Source organism: Pseudomonas sp. NPDC089534, from assembly GCF_044749305.1.
Classification (GTDB): Bacteria; Pseudomonadota; Gammaproteobacteria; order Pseudomonadales; family Pseudomonadaceae; genus Aquipseudomonas; species Aquipseudomonas ekonensis.
This window is the reverse complement of record NZ_JBIVHR010000059.1, coordinates 1-23,637: the sequence shown is the minus strand read 5'-3', so window position 1 is coordinate 23,637 and position 23,637 is coordinate 1. Positions and strand designations below refer to the sequence as shown.

Annotated in this window: 20 protein-coding genes; 7 read left to right on the top strand and 13 right to left on the bottom strand. The window is 65.3% G+C overall.

The window, feature by feature from the left end; all coding sequences use genetic code 11:
* Nucleotides 1–389 precede the first annotated feature (389 nt).
* The 3 genes from ACIP0B_RS18315 to ACIP0B_RS18305 form a co-directional block, all read right to left on the bottom strand.
* Complete coding sequence (locus ACIP0B_RS18315; RefSeq protein ID WP_400834619.1) at nucleotides 390–1,259, bottom strand: DUF6279 family lipoprotein; 870 nt, start codon at nucleotides 1,257–1,259, stop codon at nucleotides 390–392.
* A 68-nt stretch (nucleotides 1,260–1,327) separates the two neighbouring features.
* Nucleotides 1,328–2,044 (bottom strand): TorF family putative porin, encoded by a 717-nt coding sequence (locus tag ACIP0B_RS18310; RefSeq protein WP_400834616.1) that lies wholly within the window; start codon nucleotides 2,042–2,044, stop codon nucleotides 1,328–1,330.
* Nucleotides 2,045–2,251: 207 nt separating this feature from the next.
* Nucleotides 2,252–2,440 carry a hypothetical protein gene (locus ACIP0B_RS18305; RefSeq protein ID WP_400834613.1) on the bottom strand — a complete coding sequence of 63 codons (189 nt, stop codon included), beginning with the start codon at nucleotides 2,438–2,440 and terminating at the stop codon, nucleotides 2,252–2,254.
* 325 nt (nucleotides 2,441–2,765) lie between these two features.
* On the opposite strand from ACIP0B_RS18305, the gene ACIP0B_RS18300 reads away from it, so the two are divergent.
* A complete protein-coding gene (locus ACIP0B_RS18300) occupies nucleotides 2,766–3,602 on the top strand; it encodes a S1 RNA-binding domain-containing protein (RefSeq protein WP_400834610.1) in 837 nt (278 codons plus the stop codon).
* Between the two features lie 164 nt (nucleotides 3,603–3,766).
* Nucleotides 3,767–4,699 (top strand): DMT family transporter, encoded by a 933-nt coding sequence (locus ACIP0B_RS18295; protein WP_400834607.1) that lies wholly within the window; start codon nucleotides 3,767–3,769, stop codon nucleotides 4,697–4,699.
* On the opposite strand, the gene ACIP0B_RS18290 is transcribed toward ACIP0B_RS18295, so the two are convergent.
* Nucleotides 4,644–5,825: an MFS transporter gene (locus tag ACIP0B_RS18290; RefSeq protein ID WP_400834604.1), complete on the bottom strand. Its 1,182-nt coding sequence runs from the start codon at nucleotides 5,823–5,825 to the stop codon at nucleotides 4,644–4,646. The genes ACIP0B_RS18295 and ACIP0B_RS18290 overlap by 56 nt on opposite strands.
* Nucleotides 5,826–5,929: 104 nt before the next feature.
* On the opposite strand from ACIP0B_RS18290, the gene ACIP0B_RS18285 reads away from it, so the two are divergent.
* Both ACIP0B_RS18285 and ACIP0B_RS18280 read left to right on the top strand, forming a co-directional pair.
* On the top strand, nucleotides 5,930–6,823 hold the full coding sequence (locus ACIP0B_RS18285; protein ID WP_400834601.1) for a LysR substrate-binding domain-containing protein: 894 nt from the start codon (nucleotides 5,930–5,932) through the stop codon (nucleotides 6,821–6,823).
* 142 nt (nucleotides 6,824–6,965) lie between these two features.
* Entirely contained in the window at nucleotides 6,966–7,094 is a 129-nt protein-coding gene (locus tag ACIP0B_RS18280; protein WP_003184145.1) for a PA1414 family protein, read from the top strand.
* A 92-nt stretch (nucleotides 7,095–7,186) separates the two neighbouring features.
* Here ACIP0B_RS18280 and ACIP0B_RS18275 read toward each other — a convergent pair whose 3' ends face one another.
* The 6 genes from ACIP0B_RS18275 to speB form a co-directional block, all read right to left on the bottom strand.
* Nucleotides 7,187–7,435 (bottom strand): acyl carrier protein, encoded by a 249-nt coding sequence (locus ACIP0B_RS18275; RefSeq protein WP_400834598.1) that lies wholly within the window; start codon nucleotides 7,433–7,435, stop codon nucleotides 7,187–7,189.
* 43 nt (nucleotides 7,436–7,478) lie between these two features.
* Nucleotides 7,479–8,204: an MBL fold metallo-hydrolase gene (locus ACIP0B_RS18270; RefSeq protein ID WP_400834595.1), complete on the bottom strand. Its 726-nt coding sequence runs from the start codon at nucleotides 8,202–8,204 to the stop codon at nucleotides 7,479–7,481.
* Between the two features lie 84 nt (nucleotides 8,205–8,288).
* Nucleotides 8,289–9,668: a sodium:solute symporter gene (locus ACIP0B_RS18265; protein WP_400834592.1), complete on the bottom strand. Its 1,380-nt coding sequence runs from the start codon at nucleotides 9,666–9,668 to the stop codon at nucleotides 8,289–8,291.
* A 217-nt stretch (nucleotides 9,669–9,885) separates the two neighbouring features.
* Complete coding sequence (locus ACIP0B_RS18260) at nucleotides 9,886–11,388, bottom strand: purine-cytosine permease family protein (protein ID WP_400834589.1); 1,503 nt, start codon at nucleotides 11,386–11,388, stop codon at nucleotides 9,886–9,888.
* 54 nt (nucleotides 11,389–11,442) lie between these two features.
* Nucleotides 11,443–11,865 carry a nuclear transport factor 2 family protein gene (locus ACIP0B_RS18255; protein WP_217893201.1) on the bottom strand — a complete coding sequence of 141 codons (423 nt, stop codon included), beginning with the start codon at nucleotides 11,863–11,865 and terminating at the stop codon, nucleotides 11,443–11,445.
* 9 nt (nucleotides 11,866–11,874) lie between these two features.
* Nucleotides 11,875–12,825, bottom strand: a complete 951-nt coding sequence (speB, locus tag ACIP0B_RS18250; RefSeq protein ID WP_400834586.1) for an agmatinase — start codon at nucleotides 12,823–12,825, stop codon at nucleotides 11,875–11,877.
* Between the two features lie 347 nt (nucleotides 12,826–13,172).
* Here speB and ACIP0B_RS18245 point away from each other — a divergent pair, with 347 nt between their 5' ends.
* On the top strand, nucleotides 13,173–14,066 hold the full coding sequence (locus ACIP0B_RS18245) for a LysR family transcriptional regulator (RefSeq protein ID WP_400834583.1): 894 nt from the start codon (nucleotides 13,173–13,175) through the stop codon (nucleotides 14,064–14,066).
* Between the two features lie 2 nt (nucleotides 14,067–14,068).
* Complete coding sequence (locus tag ACIP0B_RS18240) at nucleotides 14,069–14,665, top strand: tRNA-uridine aminocarboxypropyltransferase (protein ID WP_400834580.1); 597 nt, start codon at nucleotides 14,069–14,071, stop codon at nucleotides 14,663–14,665.
* Between the two features lie 145 nt (nucleotides 14,666–14,810).
* Here the strand turns inward: ACIP0B_RS18240 and ACIP0B_RS18235 are convergent, their stop codons facing one another.
* From ACIP0B_RS18235 to ACIP0B_RS18225, 3 genes are all read right to left on the bottom strand, one after another.
* Nucleotides 14,811–16,172, bottom strand: a complete 1,362-nt coding sequence (locus tag ACIP0B_RS18235) for an HlyD family type I secretion periplasmic adaptor subunit (RefSeq protein ID WP_400834577.1) — start codon at nucleotides 16,170–16,172, stop codon at nucleotides 14,811–14,813.
* A gap of 171 nt (nucleotides 16,173–16,343) precedes the next feature.
* Nucleotides 16,344–18,503: a type I secretion system permease/ATPase gene (locus ACIP0B_RS18230; protein WP_400834574.1), complete on the bottom strand. Its 2,160-nt coding sequence runs from the start codon at nucleotides 18,501–18,503 to the stop codon at nucleotides 16,344–16,346.
* A 144-nt stretch (nucleotides 18,504–18,647) separates the two neighbouring features.
* The gene (locus ACIP0B_RS18225) at nucleotides 18,648–20,006 is read right to left on the bottom strand and encodes a TolC family outer membrane protein (RefSeq protein ID WP_400834571.1); all 1,359 of its coding nucleotides are present in this window, start codon (nucleotides 20,004–20,006) and stop codon (nucleotides 18,648–18,650) included.
* Between the two features lie 536 nt (nucleotides 20,007–20,542).
* Between ACIP0B_RS18225 and ACIP0B_RS18220 the strand changes: the two genes are divergently transcribed.
* A partial coding sequence (locus tag ACIP0B_RS18220; RefSeq protein WP_400834568.1) for a retention module-containing protein occupies nucleotides 20,543–23,637 on the top strand: 3,095 nt, incomplete at its 3' end.

Here is a 23,637-nt window from a genome sequence, read left to right as displayed (position 1 = left end):
CACCGCCATCGCCAGCAGGCTGGCTCCCACAGGGAATCGCCGGTGTCCGCAGGATCCAGGCACACCCCAAAACCTGTAGGAGCTTGCCTGCAAGCGATGGGGCCAGCACTGCCGACATCTCTGTTGGCTGATCCACCGCCATCGCCAGCAGGCTGGCTCCCACAGGGAATCGCCGGTGTCCGCAGGATCCCTGTACACCACAGAAACCTGTGGGAGTTGGCTTGCCAACGATTGGGCCATCACAGCCGACATCTCCAGTGGCTGACAGGCCGCTATCGCTAGCCAGCCAGCTACCACAGGTATCGCGGATCTACTCAGGATCGGCCGCCACCCCAAACCCCTGTGGGAGCCAGCCTGCTGGCGATGGCGCCCGCCCAGGCACCGTTTGCCTAGCTGCTTTGGGCGGCCTTCAGGCATTTCAGGTCGTTGAAGTCCTTGCGCACGCCCTCGATTTTCTTCAGCAGCCGCTGACGCTGCTGCGGCGTGCTCTCGGCCATCAGGTCGACGAACAGCGAGCGGGCCTGCGCCTCGGTGTCGGCGTAGGCCTTGCGGTAATCGGGTGTCCACAGGCTCTCGCGGTTGACCAGAAGGGTCTCGATCCTTTGTGGGAAACCGGGATTTTGCCGTTGCGCCACCGCCGCGCTGAACTGCTTTTGCCAGTGGGCGCGGTTGGCGATCCACTGGGTGTTCTGGTCGCCCAACGCCGTGGACCAGGCCATCACCCGCTGCTCTTGCGTCACGCTCAGCGGCCCGAGCCAGTCGTTCAGGCGCTTGTCCATGCGGGCGCCGCGTTCGGCGACTTGCCGGGTCAGCGGCGGCTTGAGGTACTGCTGCTCGTGTTTGCGCAGGTCCTTGGCGAAGGCGTCGTTCATCTCGGCGACCTGCCTGTCGTCCAGGCCTTTCAGCAGTTCGACGGCCGACGGGGTGATCTGTCGGGCGGTCTCGGCGATGGCCTGTTTGGCTTCCGCCGTGCGGGCCTGAAGGGCGGCGTCGGTGACCTGGTTGCGCTCGACCATCGATTGCAGGCGATCCAGCCAGTCGAGGTAACCCGGCAACTGCGTGGTGCAGTGCCAGCTCAGGTGCTCCTTGAGGCGCTCGTTGAACCAGCCTTTCTGCTCGCCGTTCATGTCCAGGTAGTCGCTGAGCGTCCACGGAATGATCACGTCGAGGTTGCGGTAGGCCAGGCCGATGCGGCTGCACGCGCCGAGGGTGAGCATGAAGGTCAACAGGACGATGAGGTGCTTGAACCGGCGAGACATGGGCGAATCCTTGCGAAAGCCAGTCTGATGTTCATGTGAACGCAGCATGGCCCCGCCGGTTCAGCCGATCAATAGAACGCGCGTTCGGCCTTGAGGGTGACCAGCCCGTCGCACTGGCTGTTGTGGCCGGAGTACGCGGTGCAATCGCTGCCGCCGAGGCTGGAGTTGCTGTAGATCAGGTTCAGGTCGATGCCCATGAACGGGCGGGAGAACTTCAGCGACCAGTCGCTGAAGGCGCTGACGTAGCCGCCGTCCACCGAGACCGGGGTGTTCAGCCGGTGGCGGGTGTACTTCATGCTGATGCCGATGCCGAACGGCTGGTTGCCGCCGAAGTCGGCGAACAGGGTGTTGTTGCGCTTGTCCGGATCGTCGCTGAACGCCAGGCCGAAACGGCTGCCGAGCAGGGTCAGGCCGCCGAACAGTTCCTGGCTGTCGGGCGTGTCGACGCTGGGGTAGCTGTAGCGGATCGTGCCGACTTCGTAGCCCAGGGTCTGGTCGAAGGGCTGCTTGAAGCCCAGGTAGGAGTCCACCTCCAGATCCTTGCCCGGCGTGATGCCCATGCTGGGCGACCATTGGCCGAAGTAGAGGCCGCTGTCGTGGCTCAGGTCGAGGCCGCCGTGGAAGGCGCCGACCGCCGAAGGCTTGACCAGGCCCTGGGCCATGCTGCGGCTGGGGCTGGTGCCGAGCTTGAGGTCGAAATCGCCGAGTTCGCGCTGGAAGATCTGCGCAAAGGCGCCGGGGCAGGCCAGCAGGCCGACAAGCAATAAACAGAAGGGTTTGAACATGCGTCACTCCTTGAACAGCGAGGGCAGGGCGCCAAGGCCTGCTGAAACGCTTTATCCAGACGCGTGCAAGGATACCGGCGAATGATCGGCACCGGGGGCCGTTCGTCGATTTTCGCTGAGGTTTTAAACGCGGGAGCGGTGGGGCGAGGGGCCGGTCCAGACGCTTCGAAGCTCAAAGCGCCCGTGGACGGAGGGTATTGCGCGGTCTTACTTCTTGCCCAGGCTGATGTGCCGGGAAGGGGTGAAGGTCTGGCCGCTGACGCCTTTGGCGATCTGCTGGATCTCACCGCCGGACTTGAGGAACGCGGCGATCTGGTCGTTCAGCGATTCGCTGGTTTCAACGGCTGGAGCGGGCTTGGCTTTGCTGGCGGAGGCTTTGACACGCATGGCGGGCATTGACCTGTAAAAGTGGCTCGGCCGGCCAGACTACCGTAATTCCCCGACAAAATCTGGGTGAATGTCCCGGGTAAAGACCTACCAGGAAAGTCGGACATTATCGGTCGGCGGGTTGAAACCGCCCGCTAACCTCCTGTTTTGAATCGGAACGTAGGCGCGCATGGGGCCCGGCTCAGAAAGGCGCAAGCCCTTTCGACAATCGGACGAACGGCACCGTTGCGATGAAGCCCCGGCCATCGGCGAATCTCCCTCGCCGGCCGTTCGCGCCGCCAACGCGCCGGGCAAAACCGGGTAGAATGCCGCCCACGTAAGTGAGGAATCGGAAATGGCTTTAGTCGGGCGTTACAACAGTTTGCAAGTGGTCAAGCACACCAGCTTCGGCCTGTACCTGGACGGCGGCGCCGACGGCGAGATTCTCTTGCCCAACCGCTACGTCCCCAAGGATGTGTCCAGCGAAGATGAAGACTGGCTCAACGTGTTCGTCTATCTGGACAGCGAAGACAAACTGCTCGCCACCACCGAAAGACCGAAGATCCAGGTCGGCGAGTTCGCCAGCCTCAAAGTGGTCGAGATCAACAGCATCGGCGTGTTCCTCGACTGGGGCCTGCCCAAGGACCTGCTGCTGCCGTATTCCGAGGAAAAGCGCCAGTTGAGCGCCGGCGACTACTGCGTGGTGCATGCCTACCTCGACAAGCGCACCCGCCGCATCACCGCCACCGCGCGCCTGGACCGCTACCTGGACAAGACCCCGGCCACCTACACGCCTGGGCAAGAGGTCGATCTGCTGGTCGTCGAGTCCACCGACATGGGCTACAAGGCGATCATCAACAACAAGCATTGGGGCCTGATCCACAAGAACGAGATCTTCAAGTACATGCGCTCGGGCATGCGCGAGAAGGGCTTCATCAAGGAAATGCGCGCCGACGGCAAGATCAGCCTCAGCCTGCAACCGGTCGGCCAGGAAGCGGCGGGCAGCCTGAACGCGAAGATCCTCGCCAAGCTGCGCGAAAGCAACGGCACCCTGGCGGTGAGCGACAAGAGCGATCCGGCGCTGATCAGCAGCCTGTTCGGCGTCAGCAAGGGCAACTTCAAGAAGGCCATCGGGGCGTTGTACAAGAGCGGCCAGATCGTCATCCACGCCGACCGCATCGAGCTGAGCTGAGTTTTACCGCTGTCGGTGTTGCCTGAGCCGGCCTCGTCCCCAGTGGGAGCGAGCCTGCTTGCGATTGGCGGCGCAGCCGTCATCCATTTGCCCCGGACACTGTCCGGGGCTTTGTTTTGAGCCTTGGGGAAATCTGCCATGAGATGTGTGTTCGAGGTGTTGCGGTGAGCGCAGAGCGGCGCAGCGCCGACGGTTTCGCTTTGCAGGTGATGATCGGCCTGTGCCTGGTCTGGGGCGTGCAGCAGGTGATGATCAAGTGGGCGGCGGCCGACATCGCGCCGGTGATGCAGGCGGCCGGGCGGTCGGGGATCTCCGCGTTGCTGGTGGGCCTGCTGATCTGCGTCAAGGGCGGCTGGGATCAGGTCGGCGCCACCTGGCGCGGCGGCCTGCTGGCCGGTGCCTTGTTCGGCCTCGAGTTCCTTTTCATCGCCGAGGGGCTGCAGCTGACCACGGCGGCGCACATGTCGGTGTTCCTCTACACCGCGCCGATCTTCACCGCGTTGGGCGTGCATTTCCTGCTGCCGGGCGAGCGTTTGCGCGCCGTGCAGTGGCTGGGCATCTGCCTGGCGTTCGTCGGCATCGCCATCGCTTTCGCCGGCGGGGTGTCGTGGGACAACCTCGACCGGCGCATGCTGCTGGGCGACGCCCTGGGCGTGCTGGCCGGCGCCTGCTGGGGCGCGACCACGGTGGTGGTGCGCGCCTCGCGGCTGTCCGAGGCGCCGGTGACACTGACCCTGTTCTATCAGCTGATCGTCGGTTTCCTCGGCCTACTGGCGATTGCGCTGTTCAGCGGCCAGATCACCCACGTCAGCCTCACCGGCGTGGCGGTGGCCAGCGTGCTGTTCCAGGGTGTGGTGGTGTCGTTCTTCAGCTACCTGATCTGGTTCTGGCTGCTGCGGCGCTACCTGGCGGCCAACCTGGCGGTGTTTTCGTTCATGACGCCGCTGTTCGGCGTCACGTTCGGCGTGTTGCTGCTGGGCGAGAAGCTGAGCCTGAACTTCATCGTCGGCGCAGTGCTGGTGCTGCTCGGCATCACCTTCGTCAGCGCCGAGCAGTGGGTGCGCCGGCGCTTGCGCAAAGCCCTCGGTCAGCCCTGAGCGGTTGCAGGGCCAGGCCGCCGGCGACCAGCAGGCCGCTGCCGGCGATCACCAGCGCCGGTTGCAGGCCGCCGCTGAAATGGCTGCTCAGCGCCGCCAGCAACGGGCCGCTGAGCTGACCGACCGCGAAGCACGCGGTCAGCAGGCCGGCGTTGCGCTGGGTGGCATGGGGCGCCAGCTCCCGCGAGCGCTGCATCACCAGTTGCATGCAGGCCAGGAACGGCGTGCCGCACAGGATCACCCCCAGCGCCAGCCCGGCGCCGCTGCCCAGCAGGCAGGCGAACACCCCGGCCGCTTGCAGCCACAAGGTGGCCAGCAGCCAATGACGGGTGGTGCCCGCATCGGGCCTGCGCAGGCTCACCAGCACGACGCCGAGGGCCGACGCCAGGCCGAAGCAAGGCCAGAACAGATCCGCCTGCCATTGCCCGTGGAATTGCGCGTTGGCCATCTGCGACAGGAACGTGGCCGGAATGATGTAACCCACGCCGTACAACGCATACACCACGGCCAGCCGGGCGATGCCGCGGGCCGGTGCGCCTGTGGTCACGGGCGCCGCAGCCGCCGGGGCGGCCGGTTGCGGCAGGATCCGCACGATGGCCAGTAGCATCGCCAGCGCCACGGCGGCGTAGATCAGCCACAAGGTGGCGGACGTCTGGTTCAGCAGGTGTGAGGCCAGCGCCAGCAGGCCTGTCAGAAAAATCCCCAATCCCGGCCCGGCAAACACCGCCGCGCCCAGCCGTGGGCGTCCGGCGGCCAACGCCAGCGGCTGGCTCAAGGCCGTGATCATCACCAGCACCCAGGCGCTGGCCACGCCGGTGCCGAAGCGCAGGATCAGGTGCGACCAGAAACCGTCGGCCCAGAACGAGGCCAGGGTCAGCAGCACGCACAGCCACAGGCCGCCGTGCAAGCGACCGCGCACCTGCTCCGGCCGGCGGGCAAACATCGCATCCACCGCACCCAGCAGGTAGCCGAGGTAGTTGGCGGCGGCGATCAGGCCGGCGGCGGTCAGGTCGACCTGGCCTTCGCTGAGCAGGTGCGGCATTTGCGGGGTGAGGGCGAAGCGCCCGATGCCCATGGCCATCATCAGGGCGACAAAACTGGCGAGAAGGCGAATCAGCGGTGACATGGTCGCAGTTCCAAAGAGGGTTCGATGACCGTCAGGCTAGGACTGATTGACTTTCTTTAAAATTGAATAATAGTGAGTAACTTGTTCTGTTCTGGAGAAAACCTGTGGAGTTCAGCCAACTGCGGATCTTTCAGGCGGTGGCGGAGGAGGGCTCGATCACCCGCGCCGCCGAACGCCTGCACCGGGTGCCGTCGAACCTGTCGACCCGGCTTAAACAGCTGGAGGAGCAGTTGGGCGTCGAACTGTTCGTCCGTGAGCGTCAGCGTTTGCAGCTGTCACCTGCGGGAAAGGTCCTGCTGGACTACGCCGGCAAGCTGTTCGCCCTGCGCGATCAGGCCAGTGCGGCGGTGATGGGCGGGCAACCGGCGGGGGACTTCGTGCTGGGCACGCTGTACAGCACGGCGGCGATTCATCTGCCGGCGCTGCTGGCCCGCTATCACAAGCGTTATCCGGCGGTGAACCTGCAAGTGCAGTCCGGGCCCAGCGGCGAGCTGCTCGAAGGCCTGCTCACCGGCCGGCTCGACGCGGCGCTGGTGGACGGCCCGCCGCAGCTGGCGGGCATCGACGGTGTGCCGCTGTGCAACGAGCGGCTGGTGCTGATCAGCGAAGCCGAGCACCCGCCGGTGCGCAGCGCCAAGGATGTCGAGGGGCGCGCGGTGTTCACCTTCCGCCATGGCTGCGCCTACCGGGCGCGGCTGGAGTCGTGGTTCGCCCACTATCACGCGGCCATGGGCCGGGCGATGGAGATCGAGTCGTATCAGGGCATGCTGGCCTGCGTGATCGCCGGCAGCGGCGTGGCGCTGATGTCCGAGTCGATGCTCGCCAGCCTGCCGGGGCGCGAAGGCGTGGCGGTGCACCCGCTGGCCGAGCCGTTCGCCAGCGCGACGACATGGCTGATGTGGCGCAAGGGCATGGTCGGCGCCAACCTCAATGCCTGGATCGAACAGCAGCGGGCGCTCTATCCCGTGGCCGGCGAAGACGCCCGGGAATCGGCTTGAGCGAACGGTCAGGGATTTCGTCCGATTCGGTAACAGATCATTGCGGATTTCACTGCGCATTGCGTAGGACTTCGGACTATTATCAGTGCGAAGCGGCCTCAGAATTCCGGTCGCTCGGCACCACCCTGAAGGGGGCATGACGATGAAAGAGAAAATTCAGAACTGGCTGCACGATTTGGGTGTTGCCCTCGGCTTGATCGAACCGCCTCTGCAACCCGTACCGATCCGCACCGATGACGAACAGCGTCGGCGCCAGCCGCGTCGCCGGTGATGCCCCGGGCTTGATGCCCAAGAGATCGCAGCCTCCGGCAGCGCCCATCCCTATCGATGTGGGCGCTGCCGGAGGCTGCGATTTTTCGTTTCTCAATGCCGGCTGATCTCCATCAGGAACCGGCTCAAGTCATTCGCCGTCTTCGCGCTCCTGAGCATCCGGTCCTCCTCGGCGGTGAACGCCGTCAGTCCGAATTCATCTTCCAGGTGGAAGATCAGATCTTCGATGTCCGCTTTCTCCAGCCCCAGTTGCGCCAGGCTGGTGTTGTCGTCGAATTCGCGGTTCTCCAGCAGGCGAAGGATGAATCGGTGCACGGCGGCGCGCACGGCGGCTCTGTTCATGGCAGTCATTCGAAGGGGGCGACCTGATTGATTACAGCAGGCTTCACCCGTGCCGGCGCAGCCACTGGTCAATCATTCCCCGCAGGTGCTTCCCGGAGAAGCTGCCGAAGTGCCCGCCATGCACCGTGCGCACCGCCAGGCCGTGCAGGCGCCGCAGGCTGGCGGCGTAGTCGTCGAGATCGGAGTGGTAGGCGTCTTCGATCAGCGGGCCGTCGTAGATGATGTCGCCGCTGAACAGGGTTTCGGTCGCCGCCTCGTACAGGCTGATCCCGCCCGGCGAATGCCCCGGCGTGTGCAGCACCTGCAGCGTGCGGCCGCCCAGGTCGAGCACGTCGCCGTCCTCGACGAAGCCGGTGGCCGGCGCCGCCTTGACCCGGTACTCGGCATAGCACAACGGGCAGTCCGGGTGGGCCTCGAACATGTCGTCGCCGACGAAGGCGCGGCTCAGGTCGTTGTCGCCGTCCGGCGCCGCCAGGATGTCGGCTTCGGCCGGGTGCACCAGGCGTTCGGCGAATTCGTGGTGGCCGGCGATGTGGTCGAAGTGGCAATGGCTGGCCACCGCCACCAGCGGCCGTTCGGTGAGCCAGGGCAGTTGCTCGCGCAGGCTGACCAGCCCCGAGCCGCTGTCGAGCAACAGATCCTTGTCGCGGCCCTGGATGTGCCACAGGTTGCAGCGGTAGAACGGCCGGATGTACGGCTCGTGGATCAGGCGGATGCCGTCGCCCAGGGACTGCACTTCGAACCACCGGTCGCGGCTGACGATCTTCATCAATCATTTTCTCCAGACGAAAAAAACGGGTGTGGCAACCGACGCCACACCCGCCGAAGAAAGCATCGAGTCGTTATGTGAAGCTTAGATCGCGCTGGCCACCGGGGCAGGGCGACGGGACATCAAGCTCACCACCACGAAACTCACCAGGCCCACGGCCAGGCTGTAGTAGATCGGGGTGTTGGCGTCCAGACCGTCCTTGACCATGAACAGCAGCGCCGTGGCGAAGCCCATGCCCATGCTGGCGATGGCGCCGGCGGTGGTCGCGCGTTTCCAGAAGATCGCGCCGATCAGCGGGATCAGCATGCCGCCCACCAACAGGTTGTAGGCCAGGGTCAGGGCGCTGATCACGTCGTTCACCACCAGGGCGATGGCCAGCACCACGGCGCCGGTCAGCAGGGTGAACAGGCGGTTGATGCCCAGGCTCGACGGCTTGCCGCCACGCAGCTTGGGCAGCAGGTCTTCGGTCAGGGTGGTGGCGGCGGCCAGCAGGCCGGCGCTGGCGGTGGACATCATCGCGGCCAGCGCGGCGGCGATCACCAGGCCGCGGATGCCGTCCGGCAGCGACAGTTTGACGATGGCGGCGAAGGCGTTGTTGACGTTGTCCAGGTCCGGGATCAGCACGTGGGCCGCCATGCCGATCAGGGCGCAGGCCAGGCCGTAGAGGATGCAGTAGATCCCGGCGAAGCTGCCGGCGTACTGGGCCACTTTCTCATTCTTGACGGTGAACACCCGTTGCCAGATGTCCTGACCGATCAGGATGCCGAAGAAGTAGATCATGAAGTAGGTGATGATCGTGTCCCAGCCGATGGTGGTGAAGTTGAACGCCGCCGCCGGCAGCTTCATCACCAGGTCGTCCCAGCCGCCGACGCGGTACAGGCAGATCGGCAGCAGGATGAACATCAGGCCCACGGTCTTGATGATGAACTGGACGATGTCGGTCAGGGTCAGCGACCACATGCCGCCGATGGCCGAGTAGATCACCACCACGCCGCCGCCCAGCAGCACCGAGATCCAGAACGGCAGGCCGAACAGCACTTGCAGCACGGTGCCGATGGCCAGGATCGAGGTCACGCCGATCATCAGCGCGTAGGCCAGCATGATCGCCGCGCTCGCCGAGCGGGCCATCGGGTTGTAGCGCTTCTCCAGCACCTGGGTGACGGTGTAGATCTTCAGTTTCAGCAGCGGCTTGGCCAGGAACAGGTTCAGCGCGACGATGCCGCAGCCCAGGGCCGCGCACAGCCAGAAGCCGGAGATCCCGTGCACGTAGCCCAGGCGCACGGTGCCGACGGTGGACGCACCGCCCAGCACGGTCGCCGCCATGGTGCCCATGTACAGGCTCGGGCCCAGGTTGCGCCCGGCGACCAGGAAGTCTTCGTTGGTTTTGGCCTTGCGCATGCCGAAGTAGCCGAGCAAGAGCATGCCGGCCGCGTAGATGAGGACGACGAATAAATCCAAAGCCATGATGGCGTGTCTCCGATTGTCTTTTTTATGTGGAACGCTGGTGGAATGTCGCTCTGTGGCGAGGGAGCTTGCTCCCACCGGGCTGCGAAGCGGCCCCAAATCCTGCGACCGGGTTTCTTGAGGGAAACCCAATCGCTGTTTTGCGACCGCTACGCGGTCGAGCGGGAGCAAGCTCCCTCGCCACAAAAACTCCACTCCTTCAAATGTTGTGTACCGGTCAGGCTGCCTGACGCAGTTCGGGTTTTTCTGCGATTGCCCGGCGCGCATCCTGCGGGCCGTACACCAGCGCCGGCTCCGGGAACAGGCTCAGCAGCATCAGGTACAGCACCGAGGCCAGGCCCAGGGTCACCAGCAGGCTGATGTCGATGCCGCCGGCCAGTTCGCCCAGCGGGCCGACGAACTGCCCCGGCAGGTTGACGAAGCACAGGCCGACCGCCGCGCTGGGGATCCAGGCGCCCATGCCGCGCCAGTTCCAGCCGTGGTTGAACCAGTAGCGGCCGCCTCGCTCGCCGCGGGTGAACACTTGCAGGTCGTCCGGGCAGTAGAAGCCGCGGCGCACCACCAGGCCGATGATCATGATCACCATCCACGGAGTGGTGCAGGTGATGATCAGCACGGCGAAGGTCGACACGCTCTGCACCAGGTTGGCCGCGAAGCGCCCGATGAAGATGAAGGCGATCGACAGCACGCCGATCAGCAGCGTCGCCTTGACCCGCGACAGCAGCCGCGGGAACACGCTGGACATGTCCAGGCCGGTGCCGTAGAGCGACGTGGTGCCGGTGGACATGCCGCCGATCACCGCAATCAGGCACACCGGCAGGAAGAACCAGCCCGGTGACACCGCCAGCAGGCCGCCGACGTAGTTGTTGGCCGCGATGTAGTCCGGCGCCTGGATCGCCACGATGGTGGCGGTGGTCAGGCCGAACAGGAACGGGATGAAGGTGGCGATCTGCGAAAGGATCACCGCAGTCATGATCCGCTGCCGGGAGGTGTCGCGCGGGATGTAGCGGGCCCAGTCGCCGAGGAACGCGCCGAAGGAGATCGGGTTGCTCATGGCCACCAGCGCCGCGCCGATGAACGCCGCCCAGAAGCCCGGCTGGCCGAGGCTGACGGTGCCGGCGTAATGCGCATCGAAGGGGCCGGCGAAGGCGAACGCGCCCAGCAGGAACAGCAGGCTGGCGCTCCACACCGCGATCTTGTTGACCCACAGCAGAAAGCGGAAGCCGTAGATGCACACGGTCAGCACCAGCACCGCGAACAGGCCGTAGGCCAGGCCCAGGGTCAGGTCGGTTTCCGGCAGGCCGATCAGGCGCTTGGCGCCGCCGATCAGCGCATCCCCCGAACTCCACACCGAGAGCGAGAAGAAGGCGATGGCGGTCAGCAGCGACAGGAACGAGCCGACGATCCGCCCGTGCACGCCGAAGTGCGCACCGGACGACACGGCGTTGTTGGTGCCGTTGAGCGGGCCGAACAGGCCCATCGGCGCGAGGATCAGCGAACCCAGCAGCACGCCCGAGACGATCGCCCAGACCCCGGCCTGGAAAGACAGGCCGAACAGCACCGGGAAACTGCCGAGCACGGCGGTGGCGAAGGTGTTGGCGCCGCCGAAGATCATGCGGAACAAGTCCACGGGACCTGCGGTGCGTTCGTGGTCCGGGATCTGTTCGACCCCGTGGGTTTCAATCTGCGTAAGGCTTTGGTCGTTGTTCTTGTTATTCATGATCTGCTCCGATCATCAAGGCGCGCCCATCGTGCGTGGGCGTCGCCTGTTTGGCTAAGGGGGTGGCAGCCCTTCCGGCATTGCGGACAAATGTTCATGGCAGGCCAGCCATAGGCCTTGTTGTTCTAGGCTCGACGCGTGCTTCCTGAACACAATCGTCTCGCGCTCCTGGCTGAAGTGTTGCTCCCCTTGCATGCGCAGCTCGGTGGCCACGTCATGGATGAAGACCGCCACGTCCCCTTGCAGGCTGACGCAGGCGTTGCTCGAGGTGCACGAGAGCACCTCGAAGCCATCCTCGGCGCGCCAGCTGTCCCACAGCGCCTGATAGGCGTCGCGCGACAGCAGGGGCTGTTCGAGGGTGTGGAACACGAAGCTGGCGTCGGCGCTGAACGCACCGAAGTAGGCTTCGCGGTCGTTGCGGGCGAAGGCGGACACGAGGTCGGCGGCCGCCTGCAGAACCTGATCACGTTCGTTCATGGCGAACCCTCAGCGGTGGATCACGCCTGGCAGTACGCAGAGCATTTCGTACAGCAGGTTGGCGGCCAGCAGCGAGGTGTTGCCGGTGGTGTCGTAGGCGGGCGAGACTTCTACCAGATCGCAGCCGATCAGGTCGAGGCCCTGGCAGCCGCGCACGATCTCGATCGCCTGGATGGTGGTCAGGCCGCCGATTTCCGGGGTGCCGGTGCCGGGCGCCCAGGCCGGGTCGATGCCGTCGATGTCGAAGCTCAGGTACACCGGGCCGCCGCCGACCTTCTCGCGCACTTCGGCCATCAGCGGCTCCAGCGACTTGTGCCAGCACTCTTCGGCCTGCACCACGCGGAAACCCTGGTCGCGGCTCCAGTTGAAGTCGTCGGCGGTGTAGCCCTGGGCCCGCAGACCAATCTGCACCACGCGGTCGCAATCCAGAAGGCCTTCTTCGACGGCGCGACGGAAGGTCGTGCCGTGGGCGATCTTCTCGCCGAACATGTGATCGTTCACATCGGCGTGGGCGTCGATGTGCACCAGGCCGACCTTGCCGTGCTTTTTATGGATGGCGCGCAGGATCGGCAGGGTGATGGTGTGGTCGCCGCCCAGGGTCAGCGGGATCACGTTGTGCTCGAGGATGTTGTCGTAGGCCTCTTCGATGATGCGCACGGCGTCGAGCAGGTTGAAGGTGTTGATCGCCACGTCGCCGATGTCGGCCACCGACAGCGAGTCGAACGGGGCGGCGCCGGTGGCCATGTTGTACGGGCGGATCATCACCGATTCGGTGCGGATGTCGCGCGGCCCGAAACGGGTGCCGGGGCGCAGCGAGGTGCCGATGTCCAGCGGCACGCCGACGAAGGCAGCGTCCAGGCCGGCGGCGGTGTCGAGGTGGGGGAGTCGGAGCATGGTGGCGATGCCGCCGAAGCGCGGCATTTCGTTGCCGCCCAGTGGTTGGTGAAGAATCTTGTCCACGGGTAAGGCCTCATCGTCTTTGTTTTAGTTGTTCGGGTGCGCCGCTTACGCAAGGTTCGGGCACCGTTGTGGGCGGATTCTGCGAAATGCCGCAGGTCGGAAGAATCGCTGCGGGCAAATACTTAGTTCAGATTTTTCTGAACTAATGGCGAGGCGCGAGATAGACTTCTCGGCCATCCCCAAATGGGATGACGAATACAAAACCTGTGGGAGCGAGCCTGCTCGCGATGACGGACTGGCGGCCAGCATCAACGTTGACTGAGCCACCGCCATCGCGAGCAGGCTCGCTCCTACAGGGTTTTCCGTTGTGTTGAGTTGAGCGCTTTACCCGAGTCCGGAGCATTTGTATGGCCAACGCTTTACCCGACCTGAAACTTTTGCGCATCTTCGTCAGCGTGGTGCGCCATCAGGGATTCGCCAACGCCCAGCAGGAGCTCAACCTGTCGACTTCGGCGATCAGCACCTACATGAGCCAGCTGGAGGCCACCCTCGGCCTGGTGCTGTGCCACCGCGGGCGCGGGGGCTTCAGCCTGACCAGCAAGGGCGAGCTGTTCCATCAGGAGACCCTGCGCCTGTTGGCCGAGCTCGAAGGCTTCGAGCAGTACGCCGCCGCGCTCAAGGGCGAACTGCGCGGCACGCTCAACCTCGGGGTGATCGACTCCACCGTCAGCGACAAGGCCTTGCCGTTCGCCGAGGCCATCGGCGCCTACAGCCAGGAGCACCCGGCGGTGCACCTGCACCTGTCGGTGATGAGCCCCTACGAATTGCAGCTGGGCGTGCAGGACAACCGCCTCGACCTGGCCATCGGCGCGTTCTCCACGCGCATGAGCGGCCTGGTGTACATGCCGCTGTACCGCGAGCAGCACTGGCTGTACTGCAGCAACCGTCACCCGCTGTTCACCGAGCGGCGGATCCCCGAGCAGGTCATCACCCAGCAGCGCATGGTCGGGCGCGGCTACTGGAGCCAGGCGGAACTGGCCCGCCACGGCTTCAAGCACAGCGCCGCGACGGTGGAGAGCATGGAGGCGCAGCTGATCCTGGTGCTGTCCGGCGCCTACATCGGCTACCTGCCGGAGCATTACGCCCAGGCCTGGGCCGACAAGGGCGACCTGCGCGTGCTGCTGCCGGCGACCTTCGGCTACCAGGCGCCGTTCTCGATGATCATGCGCCGCGGCCGCAGCCGCGAGCCGCTGATCCAGACCTTTCGCGATTTGCTCAAAGCCCAGCTCAATCAGGCCTGAAAATGTCCAGACCCCAATGCCCGCGCTGCCTGCGCCCCCTAACCCATTGCCTGTGCGCGCTGATCCCCCGCCTCGACAGCCGCACGCGGGTGTTGCTGCTGCAGCACCCGAGCGAGGTCAACCACGCGCTCAACACGGCGCGGCTGGCGGCGCTGGGGTTGACCCAGGCCGAGCTGATCGTCGGCGAGGTGTTCGAGGATCTGCCGGCGCTGCTGAACCGGCCGGGGTATCGGGCGCGCCTGCTGTTTCCGGGGGACGATGCCCAGTCGCTGCAAGCCTACGGCGCATCCGACGAGCCGCTGCTGCTGGTGGTGCCCGACGGCACCTGGCGCAAGGCGCGCAAGCTGCTGCACCTCAACCCGTCGCTGGCGGCGCTGCCGCGGGTGACGCTGGCCGACGGCGGGGTGTCCCGCTACCGGCTGCGCAAGGCGCCGGGGCCGGGGGCGCTGTCCACGGTCGAGGCGATCGTCCAGGCCTTGCAGACGCTGGAGGCGCCGGCGTCGTTCGAGCCGTTGCTCAAGCCGTTCGAGGCGTTGATCGAGGGGCAGATCGCGGCGATGGGGGAGGAGACCTTCCAACGCAATCATGCAGAAAAATGATCGGTGCCCTCGCTGGCCCCATCGCTGGCAAGCCAGCTCCCACAGGTTTAGCGCCGGGCTCAGACTTTGTGTTCGACAGGGACACTGTGGGAGCTGGCTTGCCAGCGATGAGGCCATGCCCATCGGCACAAATTCCGGATAATCGCTAGCGTTCGCGCATCGCCTCGGTCCGGGCTTTGAGCACCGGCTTGAGCAGGTAGTCCAGCACGGTCTTCTCGCCGGTGATGATGTCCACCGTCGCCACCATCCCCGGAATGATCAGCAGCGGCTTCACGTCCCCGCCCAAGTGGTTTTTGTCGGTGCGCACCTGGATCAGGTAGAAGCTGTTGCCCTTGTCGTCGGTGATGGTGTCGGCGCCGATCAGTTCCAGTTTGGCGCTGAGCCCGCCGTAGATGGTGTAGTCGTAGGCGCTGAACTTGACCATGGCTTTCTGGCCCGGATGCAGGAACGCCACGTCCTGCGGACGCACCTTGGCTTCGATCAGCAGGTTGTCCTCCAGCGGCACGATTTCCACCATGTCGCTGCCCGGCTGCACCACGCCGCCGATGGTGTTGACCTTCAATTGCTTGATCACCCCATGCACCGGCGAGGTCACGGTGGTGCGGCTGACGCGGTCGTCGATGGCGATGCTGGAGGCCGTGATTTTCGACAGGTCGGTGCGTTTCTCGTTGAGCTCCTTGGCCGCTTCGGAGCGGAAGGTCTGTTCCGACTCGTCGATCTTGCTGCGGATCTCGGCGATGGCCGATTCGGCCCGGGGGATCGCCAGGGTGGTGGCGTTGAGCGAGCCGCGGATCTCCACCGCGCTGCGCTTGAGCCGCAGGATCTCCACCGGGGAGACGGCACCGGTCTTGACCAGCGGTTCAGACATGCTCATCTCCTGGTTGACCAGCGCCAGGCTTGAACTGAACTGCCCTTGCTTGGAGCGGAACTCGGCCAGCTCCTGGGTCTTCTGCCGCAGCTGTTCGCTGAGGGTGCGCTGTTCGCTGGCCAGCCGCCTCTGCCGTTGCTCGTACAGCGAGCGTTCGTCCTCGGCCACCTGCGGGGCCTTGCCGCTGACTTCGGCGGACACCGTGAACGGCCGGCCCTCGGCCTCCGCCGACAGCCGCTCGACCTGGGCCATCAGCGCATAGCGGTCGGCTTCGCTTTCGCCCTTGTTCGACAGGAACCGGGTGTCGTCCAGGCGCAGCAGGGTGTCGCCCTTGTCCACCATCTGGCCTTCGCGCACGAAGATTTCGGTGACGATGCCGCCCTCCAGGTTCTGGATCACCTGCACCTTGCTCGACGGGATCGCCTTGCCTTCGCCCATGGTCACTTCCTGGAGCACGGCGAACTTGGCCCACACCAGCGCGCTGACCAGCAGCGCCGCCGCCAGCCACACGGTGATGCGCGAGGCCCGCGGCGAATCCTGCAGCGAGGCGCCGGCGGTTTCCGGCATGAACTCGGCCTCGGCGCTTTTGCCGAAACTGTCGAAATAGCCGCGCTGTTTTGAAGAGGAGGAAGCAGACATGGAGCGATCCTCACCAGTGAATAACCATCAAATGCCTGTGGCGAGGGAGCTTGTCGAATTGTCGCGCCGTCCCGCTTGGGTGCGCAGCGCCCACAAGTTCTTTGGGGTTGCTGCGCAACCCGGCGGGAGCAAGCTCCCTCGCCACAAGGTTCCCGCCTCAGGCCACGCTTCTCAGACCGCCGCCGAGCCGACCCGGCCCTTGCGCAGCGCATCGATGACCGCTTCCTTCGGACCGTCGGCGACGATCCGGCCGTTGTCCAGCACCAGCAACCGGTCCACCAGGCTCAGCATCGAGGTGCGGTGGGTGACCAGCAGCAGGGTCTTGCCCTGCACCTGTTGGTGCAGCTTCTGGCGCAGGGCGTCTTCGCTGCTGTTGTCCATGGCGCTGGTGGGTTCGTCCAGCAGCATGATCGGCGGATCCAGCAGCAGCGCCCGGGCCAGCAGCACCGCCTGGCGCTGGCCGCCGGAGAGCAGTTGCCCGCGTTCGCCCACCGGCCGGTCGAAGCCTTGCGGGTGCTGGCGGGCCAGTTCGGTGACGCCGGTCAGTTCGGCGACTTCGAGCATCCGCGCATCGCTGACGTAGCGGGCGCCGAGGGTCAGGTTGTCGCGCAGGCTGCCGGCCAGCAGCGGCAGGTCATGGGCGACGTAGCCGACCTGTTGGCGCAGGTCGGCCACGTCCAGTTGGCGCAGGTCCAGGCCGTCGAGCAGCACCTGGCCTTCGCCGGGTTCGTAGAAGCCCATCACCAGCCGCGCCAGGGTGCTCTTGCCCGAGCCGCTGCGGCCGATGATGCCGATCCGTTCGCCTGCCTTGAGGCTGAAACTGATGCTGTTCAGGGCCGGGGCGTTCTGGCCGTTGTAGTGGAACGTCACGCCGCTGACGTCCAGCGCGCCTTGCAGTTGCGTGCGCTCCAGGGGGCGCTGCTTGCCGTCGCGTTCCTGGGGCAGGGCCATCAGGGCGTCGGTGCTTTTCATCGTCAGCTGCGCTTGTTGGTAGCGGGTGATCAGCCCGGCGATCTGCCCCAGCGGCGCCAGCACGCGGCTGCCGAGCATGTAGCTGGCCACTAGCGCGCCGACGCTCAGGTTGCCGGCGATGATGCTGTAGACCCCGGCGACGATCGTCGCCATTCCCGAGAACTGCTGGATGAACAGCGTGCCGTTGGTCGCCAGCGCCGAGAGGTTGCGCGCATGGCTGTCGAGGCGGGTGAGGGCGCCGTGGGTGCTTTCCCATTTGTGCTGGCGCTCGCTTTCGGCGCTGCACGCCTTGAGGGTCTCCAGGCCGCCGAGGGTCTCGATCAGCAGCGCCTGGCGCTCGGCGCCCAGGCTCAGGCTTTTCTGCACGGTGTCGCGCAGGCGGGCCTGGATCACCAGGGCGAACACGATGGTGACCGGGAACGCCGCCAGCGGAATCACCACCAGCCAACCGCCGAGCAGGCCGATCACCGCCAGCATCAGCACCACGAAGGGCAGGTCGATCAGGCTGGTCAGGGTGACGGCGGTGAGGAATTCGCGCAGGCCCTGGAAGTCGTGGATGCTCTGGGCGAAGCCGCCGATGGTCGCGGGCCTGGCCTTCATCGCCATGCCGGTGATGCGCTCGAACAGGGTCGCGGACAGGATCACGTCGGTCTTCTTGCCGGCGGTGTCCAGCAGGTGCGCGCGCACCACCCGCAGCACCAGTTCGAAGCCGGTGCCGATCAAAAGACCGATGGCCAGCACCCACAGGGTCGAGGTGGCCTGGTTCGGCACCACGCGGTCGTAGGTCTGCATGACGAACAGCGGCACCATCAGGCCCAGCAGGTTGATCAGGAAACTGGCGAGGACCGCATCGCTGTACAGCCATTTCGACAGCTTCAGGGTGTCGCGGAACCACGCCTGCACCCGCGGCACCAGCGGCGAGCGCAGGTCTTCCAGTTCATGGCGGGGCCGGGCGAAGAGGGCCTGGCCGCTGTAGTGGCCGGCGAGCTCCTCGTGGTCGACCCACTGCTCGCCGCCGTCGGCCTCGCTGGGCAGGATCAGCGCCTTGCCGTCGTCGGCCAGGCGCCGCAGCACGGCGGTGCGGCCGTTGTTCAACAGCAGCAGCACCGGCAGGTTGAGCGGGGAAATGTCTTTCAGTTCGCGGCGCAGCAGGCGCGCCTGCAAACCGGCCCGTGCCGCTGCGCGGGGCAGCAGGTCCAGGCTCAGGCGTTGCTTGTCCAGGGGCAGGCCGGCGCTCAGGCTGGCGCGGCTGACGATGGCGCCGTGGAGCTTGCAGAGGATCAACAGACCGTCGAGCAACGGGTCGTCGAAACTCAGCCGCGGATCGATCCCGGTGCTGCCGGGTTCCATGCTGGTCATACCGATCGCTCCCCTTGATTGAGGGCCGATGACCTGTGGCGAGGTAGCCTGCTCCCGCTTGGGTGCGAGTGCCCCTGAATGCTCGGGGCTGCTGCGCAGCCCAGCGGGAGCGAGCTCCCTCGCCACAGTGGATCACTTCAGACGCTACTTCAGTTCGGGCAGACGCGCCTCGTTCTTCACTTCCGTGGCGGCGATCGCATCGGCGGGCAGCACCACCCGTTGCTTGCTCAGCAACTGACCCATGTTCGCCAGCACCCGGTACATCGAGAACTCTTCGGTATAGCGGATTTCGGTGTAGCGGCGGTTGGCGTTGTACAGCTCGTTTTCGCTGTCGAGCAAATCGAGCAGGGTGCGCTGGCCGAGGCCGAACTGATCCTGGTAGGCGGCGCGCACGCGTTTGGTGGTCTCGGCATATTCGCGGGCGGTCGGGGTCTGCTTCTTGGCGTTGACCATCGCGTTCCACGCCAGGTGGATGTTCTCGTTGAGCTGGCGCAGGGCGTTGTTGCGGATGTCCATCGCCTGGTTGATCTGGTGCGCGTCGGACGCCAGGCGGGCCTTGTCGCTGCCGCCGCGGAACAGGTTGTAGTTCATCACCACGCCCACGCGCCATTCGTTGTCGTGGCCTTCGTCACCCTGCACGTTGTTGTTCGCGCCCACGGCGGCTTCGGCATCGAAGCGCGGGTAGAACGGCGACTTGGCGACTTCATACTGGCTCTCGGCGGACTGCACGTCAGCCTGGGCGGATTTCAGGTAGGGGTTGTTCTCGACCATGCTCTGCTGGGCCTCGCGCAGGTCGGCGGGCAACTCGCCGCGGGTCGAGGGCGGCGTCTCCAGCTCGTCGGGCATGCGCCCGACCACGCTGTAGAAGTTCGACTCGGCGTCGGCCAGGTCGACCTCGGCGGTGTCGAGGTTGTTCTGCGCCAGCGCCTTACGGGCCACCGACTGGTCGGAGTCGGCGGTGCTGCCCACGCCGCGTTCGGTGCGCAGGCCGATCTGGTCGTTGACCCGCAGGTGCGCCTGCAGGTTGTTCTTGGCCAGGGTCACCAGTTCGCGGCGCTTGAGCACTTCGAGGTAGACCTCGATGGTGCGCAGGGCCAGGTCCTGGGCGGTGCCTTGCGCATAGTAGGCGCGGGAGTTGGACACGCCCTTGGTGCGCTCGACCTCGTTGGCGGTGTTGAAGCCGTCGAACAGCATCTGCCGCAGGCGCAGCTCCGACTGGGTGTAGTTGAGGATTTCGGTGTGGTGGTTGCCGAAGGCCCGGGTGTTGGTGTTGTCGCTGTAGCCGCGCCCGTAGGCGGCGTTCAGGTCCACCGACGGATAGAAGCCACCCTTGGCGACCTTCACCTGCTCATCCGCGGACAGGCGGGCATCTACGCGCGAGGCCAGTTCCGGGTGGGTGGCGATGGTGCTCTGGATGGCTTCGGTGAGGTTCATGGCCTGAGCCTGGGAAGTGCAAGCCATGGCCAGCAAAACCGCACTGCAGAGGGGGGTCAATACGCGCATGGTTTACATCTCCCTGAGTCCTGATGGTGTTTCACTGTCGCCAATTTATTGACGATTTTTGTTGTAAAAAGCGTTTCATCTCTTTAACAACAGAGCTAAGAACATCCTGAAGCGTAGCTAAGAAAAAATTTTCATATGGGTTATGCCGAAAAAAACTTATGCGCTTGGCCGAAACCGGCACATTGTTCCTCTCGAAAGCCTTTGTTTTATGAGCTTTAGGGAGCACAGAAAGGCTTGAGGAAAGTTCCACTCACTTTGCGACATACGGCGAAGTACTGCTAAAGGGGAGGGACGCGTAGCGGCCAATGAGCGACAGTTTTTTGTCACTCGGGTGATTCACCACCGTTACGTAGCGCTAGTGGGCGTGCTGCAGTGATCAGGGATTTCAAGTGCTTGATGGCACTCATATTTCCCGGTCCTGCGCGACCTGCGAAACGAACTGCCGAGGTGCGAGAGCGTCGCCCCGGCAACCCGCTTGAGCCATGGGCTGCTTCGCGAACCAGCGCCGACGGTGGTCGGCAGCGGAGGAAATGCACATGGCAACGCTCATCGGGATCGTCACCAAGGTCGTGGGTCAGGTTTTTGCGGTGGGGGGCGACGGCAGCCGTCGCGCCTTGGTCGAAGGCGACCGGCTCTACGCCGGCGATCAGCTGGTCACGGGGGCCGAAGGCGCCGTGGCGGTGCACCTGCAGAACGGCCAGGAACTGACGCTGGGCCGCGACAGCAGCCTCACCATGACCGGCCAGTTGCTGGCCCATCAGGCCACCCACGTCGACACCCCGGAAGCGCTGACCCCCAGTGAAGCGCAACTGACCGACGTCGAGCAGATCCAGAAAGCCATCGCCGCCGGCGAAGACCCGACGAAATCCGCTGAAGCCACCGCAGCCGGCCCCGGGGCGACGGGTGGCGCACCCGGCGAGCTGGGCGGCGGCCACAGTTTCGTGCTGCTGACCGAAGTGGGCGGGCGGGTCGATCCGATCATCGGTTTCCCCACCGCCGGGTTCGGCGGCATTCCCGAGTTTCCCGAAGAGCGCCACAACGCCGTGATCGACAACGGCGACAACACCCCGGCGCCGGTCGTGCCGCCGGTCAACAATCCCGTCACCCTCAACGGCCTCGACGTGCCGGGGGGCGAACTGACGGTCAACGAAGCCAACCTGCCTGACGGCTCCGCCGCCAATCCGGGGGCGCTGACCCAGACCGGCAGCTTCACGGTCTCCGCCCCCGACGGCCTGACCAGCCTGAGCATCGGCGGCATCAACGTGATCGTCGGTGGCGTGGCCGCAGGCTTCCCGCAGTCGGTCACCACACCGCTGGGCAACACCTTGACCGTCATCGGCTACAACCCGGCAACGGGGGTCGTGACCTACAGCTACACCCTCAACGGCAATGAAACCCATGGGGCGGGCGACGGCGCCAACAGCCTCGGCGAACACTTCACCGTGGTGGCCGGGGACAGCAACGGCGACACCTCGACCGGCTCGCTGGACGTCAACATCACCGACGACGTGCCCAAGGCCGTGGACGACAGCAACGCCTCGACCGCCTCGGAAACCACCCTGACACTGACCGGCAATGTGCTGCCCAACGATGTTCAGGGTGCCGACCGCATCCCCGTCGGCCCTGACAGCGGGCCGGTGGTGGGCGGCACGTTTGTCGGCACCTACGGCACCCTGGTGCTCAACGCCAACGGTACGTACACCTATACCCTCGACACCAGCGATCCGGACTTCAAGAACCTGCACGGCGGCGGCAACGGCACCGAGACCTTCACCTACACCCTGCGGGACGCCGATGGCGACACCAGCACGGCGAACCTGGTGCTGCAGGTCCACAACAATGACGATCCTGTCGTCATCAACGGTTTGAACGTCGAAGGGGGCGAGGTGACGGTGTTCGAGAAGAACCTGTCCCTTGGCAGCGCGCCGGACTCGGCCGCGCTGACCCAAAGCGGCACGTTCACCGTCACCGCTTTGGATGGTGTCACCACGCTGACCGTGGGCGGCATCGCCGTGGTCACCAATGGCGTGGCGGCGGGCTTCCCTCAGTCGGTGACCACACCGCTGGGCAGCACGCTGACCATCACCGGCTTCAACGCAGCGACCGGCGTCGTGAGCTACAGCTACACCCTGGTCGACAACGAGGCGCACCCGAACGCCAACGGCGCCAACAACCTGCCCGAGCAGTTCGCCGTCACCGTGGTGGACGACAACGGCACCACGGCCAACGGCACGCTGGACGTGAACATCATCGACGACCTGCCGAAAGGCGTGGATGACAGCAACGCCGGCACCGCGTCGGAAACCAACCTGACTTTGACAGGCAATGTGCTGACCAACGACGTGCAAGGCGCCGACCGGGTTCCGGTCGGGGAAAGCACCGGGCCGATCACCGCCGGTACGTTTGTTGGGACCTACGGGACTTTGGTGCTGAACGCCAACGGCACTTACACCTACACCCTCAACACCAGCGACGCCGACTTCAAGAACCTGCACGGCGGCGGCAACGGTACGGAAACCTTCACCTACACCCTCACCGATTCGGACGGCGACACCAGCACCGCGAATCTCGTGTTGAACATCCACAACAACGACGATCCGGTGACGATCAGCGGCCTGGACGTGAACGGCGGCGAACTCACCGTCTACGAGAAAAACCTCAGCGACGGCAGCGCCCCTGACTCGGCGGCCCTGACCCAAAGCGGCACGTTCACCGTCACCGCTTTGGATGGTGTCACCACGCTGACTGTGGGCGGCATCGCCGTGGTCACCAATGGCGTGGCGGCGGGCTTCCCGCAATCGGTCACCACGCCTTTGGGCAGTACGCTCACCATCACCGGCTTCAACGCAGCGACCGGTGTCGTCAGCTACAGCTACACGCTGGTGGACAACGAGGCCCATCCGAACGTCAACGGCGCGAACAACCTGCCCGAGCAATTCGCCGTCACGGTGGTGGACGACAACGGCACCACGGCCAATGGCACGCTGGACGTGAACATCATCGACGACCTGCCGAAGGGCGTGGATGACAGCAACGCCGGCACCGCGTCGGAAACCAACCTCACGCTGACCGGCAACGTGTTGACCAACGACGTGCAAGGCGCCGACCGCGTACCGACCGGCCCCAACGCCGGCCCGATCACCGCAGGCACCTTCACCGGCACCTATGGCACCTTGGTGCTGAACGCCAACGGCACCTACACCTACACGCTCAACACCAGCGACGCCGACTTCAAGGCATTGCACGGCGGCGGCAACGGCACCGAAACGTTCACCTACACGATCACCGATTCGGACGGCGACACCAGCACCGCCAACCTGGTGCTGAACATCCACAACAACGATGACCCGGTGACGATCAACGGCCTGGACGTGAACGGCGGCGAACTCACCGTCTACGAGAAAAACCTCAGCGACGGCAGTAGCCCCAACGCCTCCGCGCTGACCCAAAGCGGCACCTTCACCATCACTGCGCTGGACGGCGTCACAACCCTGACCGTGGGCGGCATCGCCGTGGTCACCAATGGCGTGGCGGCGGGCTTCCCGCAATCGGTGACCACACCGCTGGGCAGCACACTGACCATCACCGGCTTCAACGCCGCGACCGGCGTCGTGAGCTACAGCTACACCCT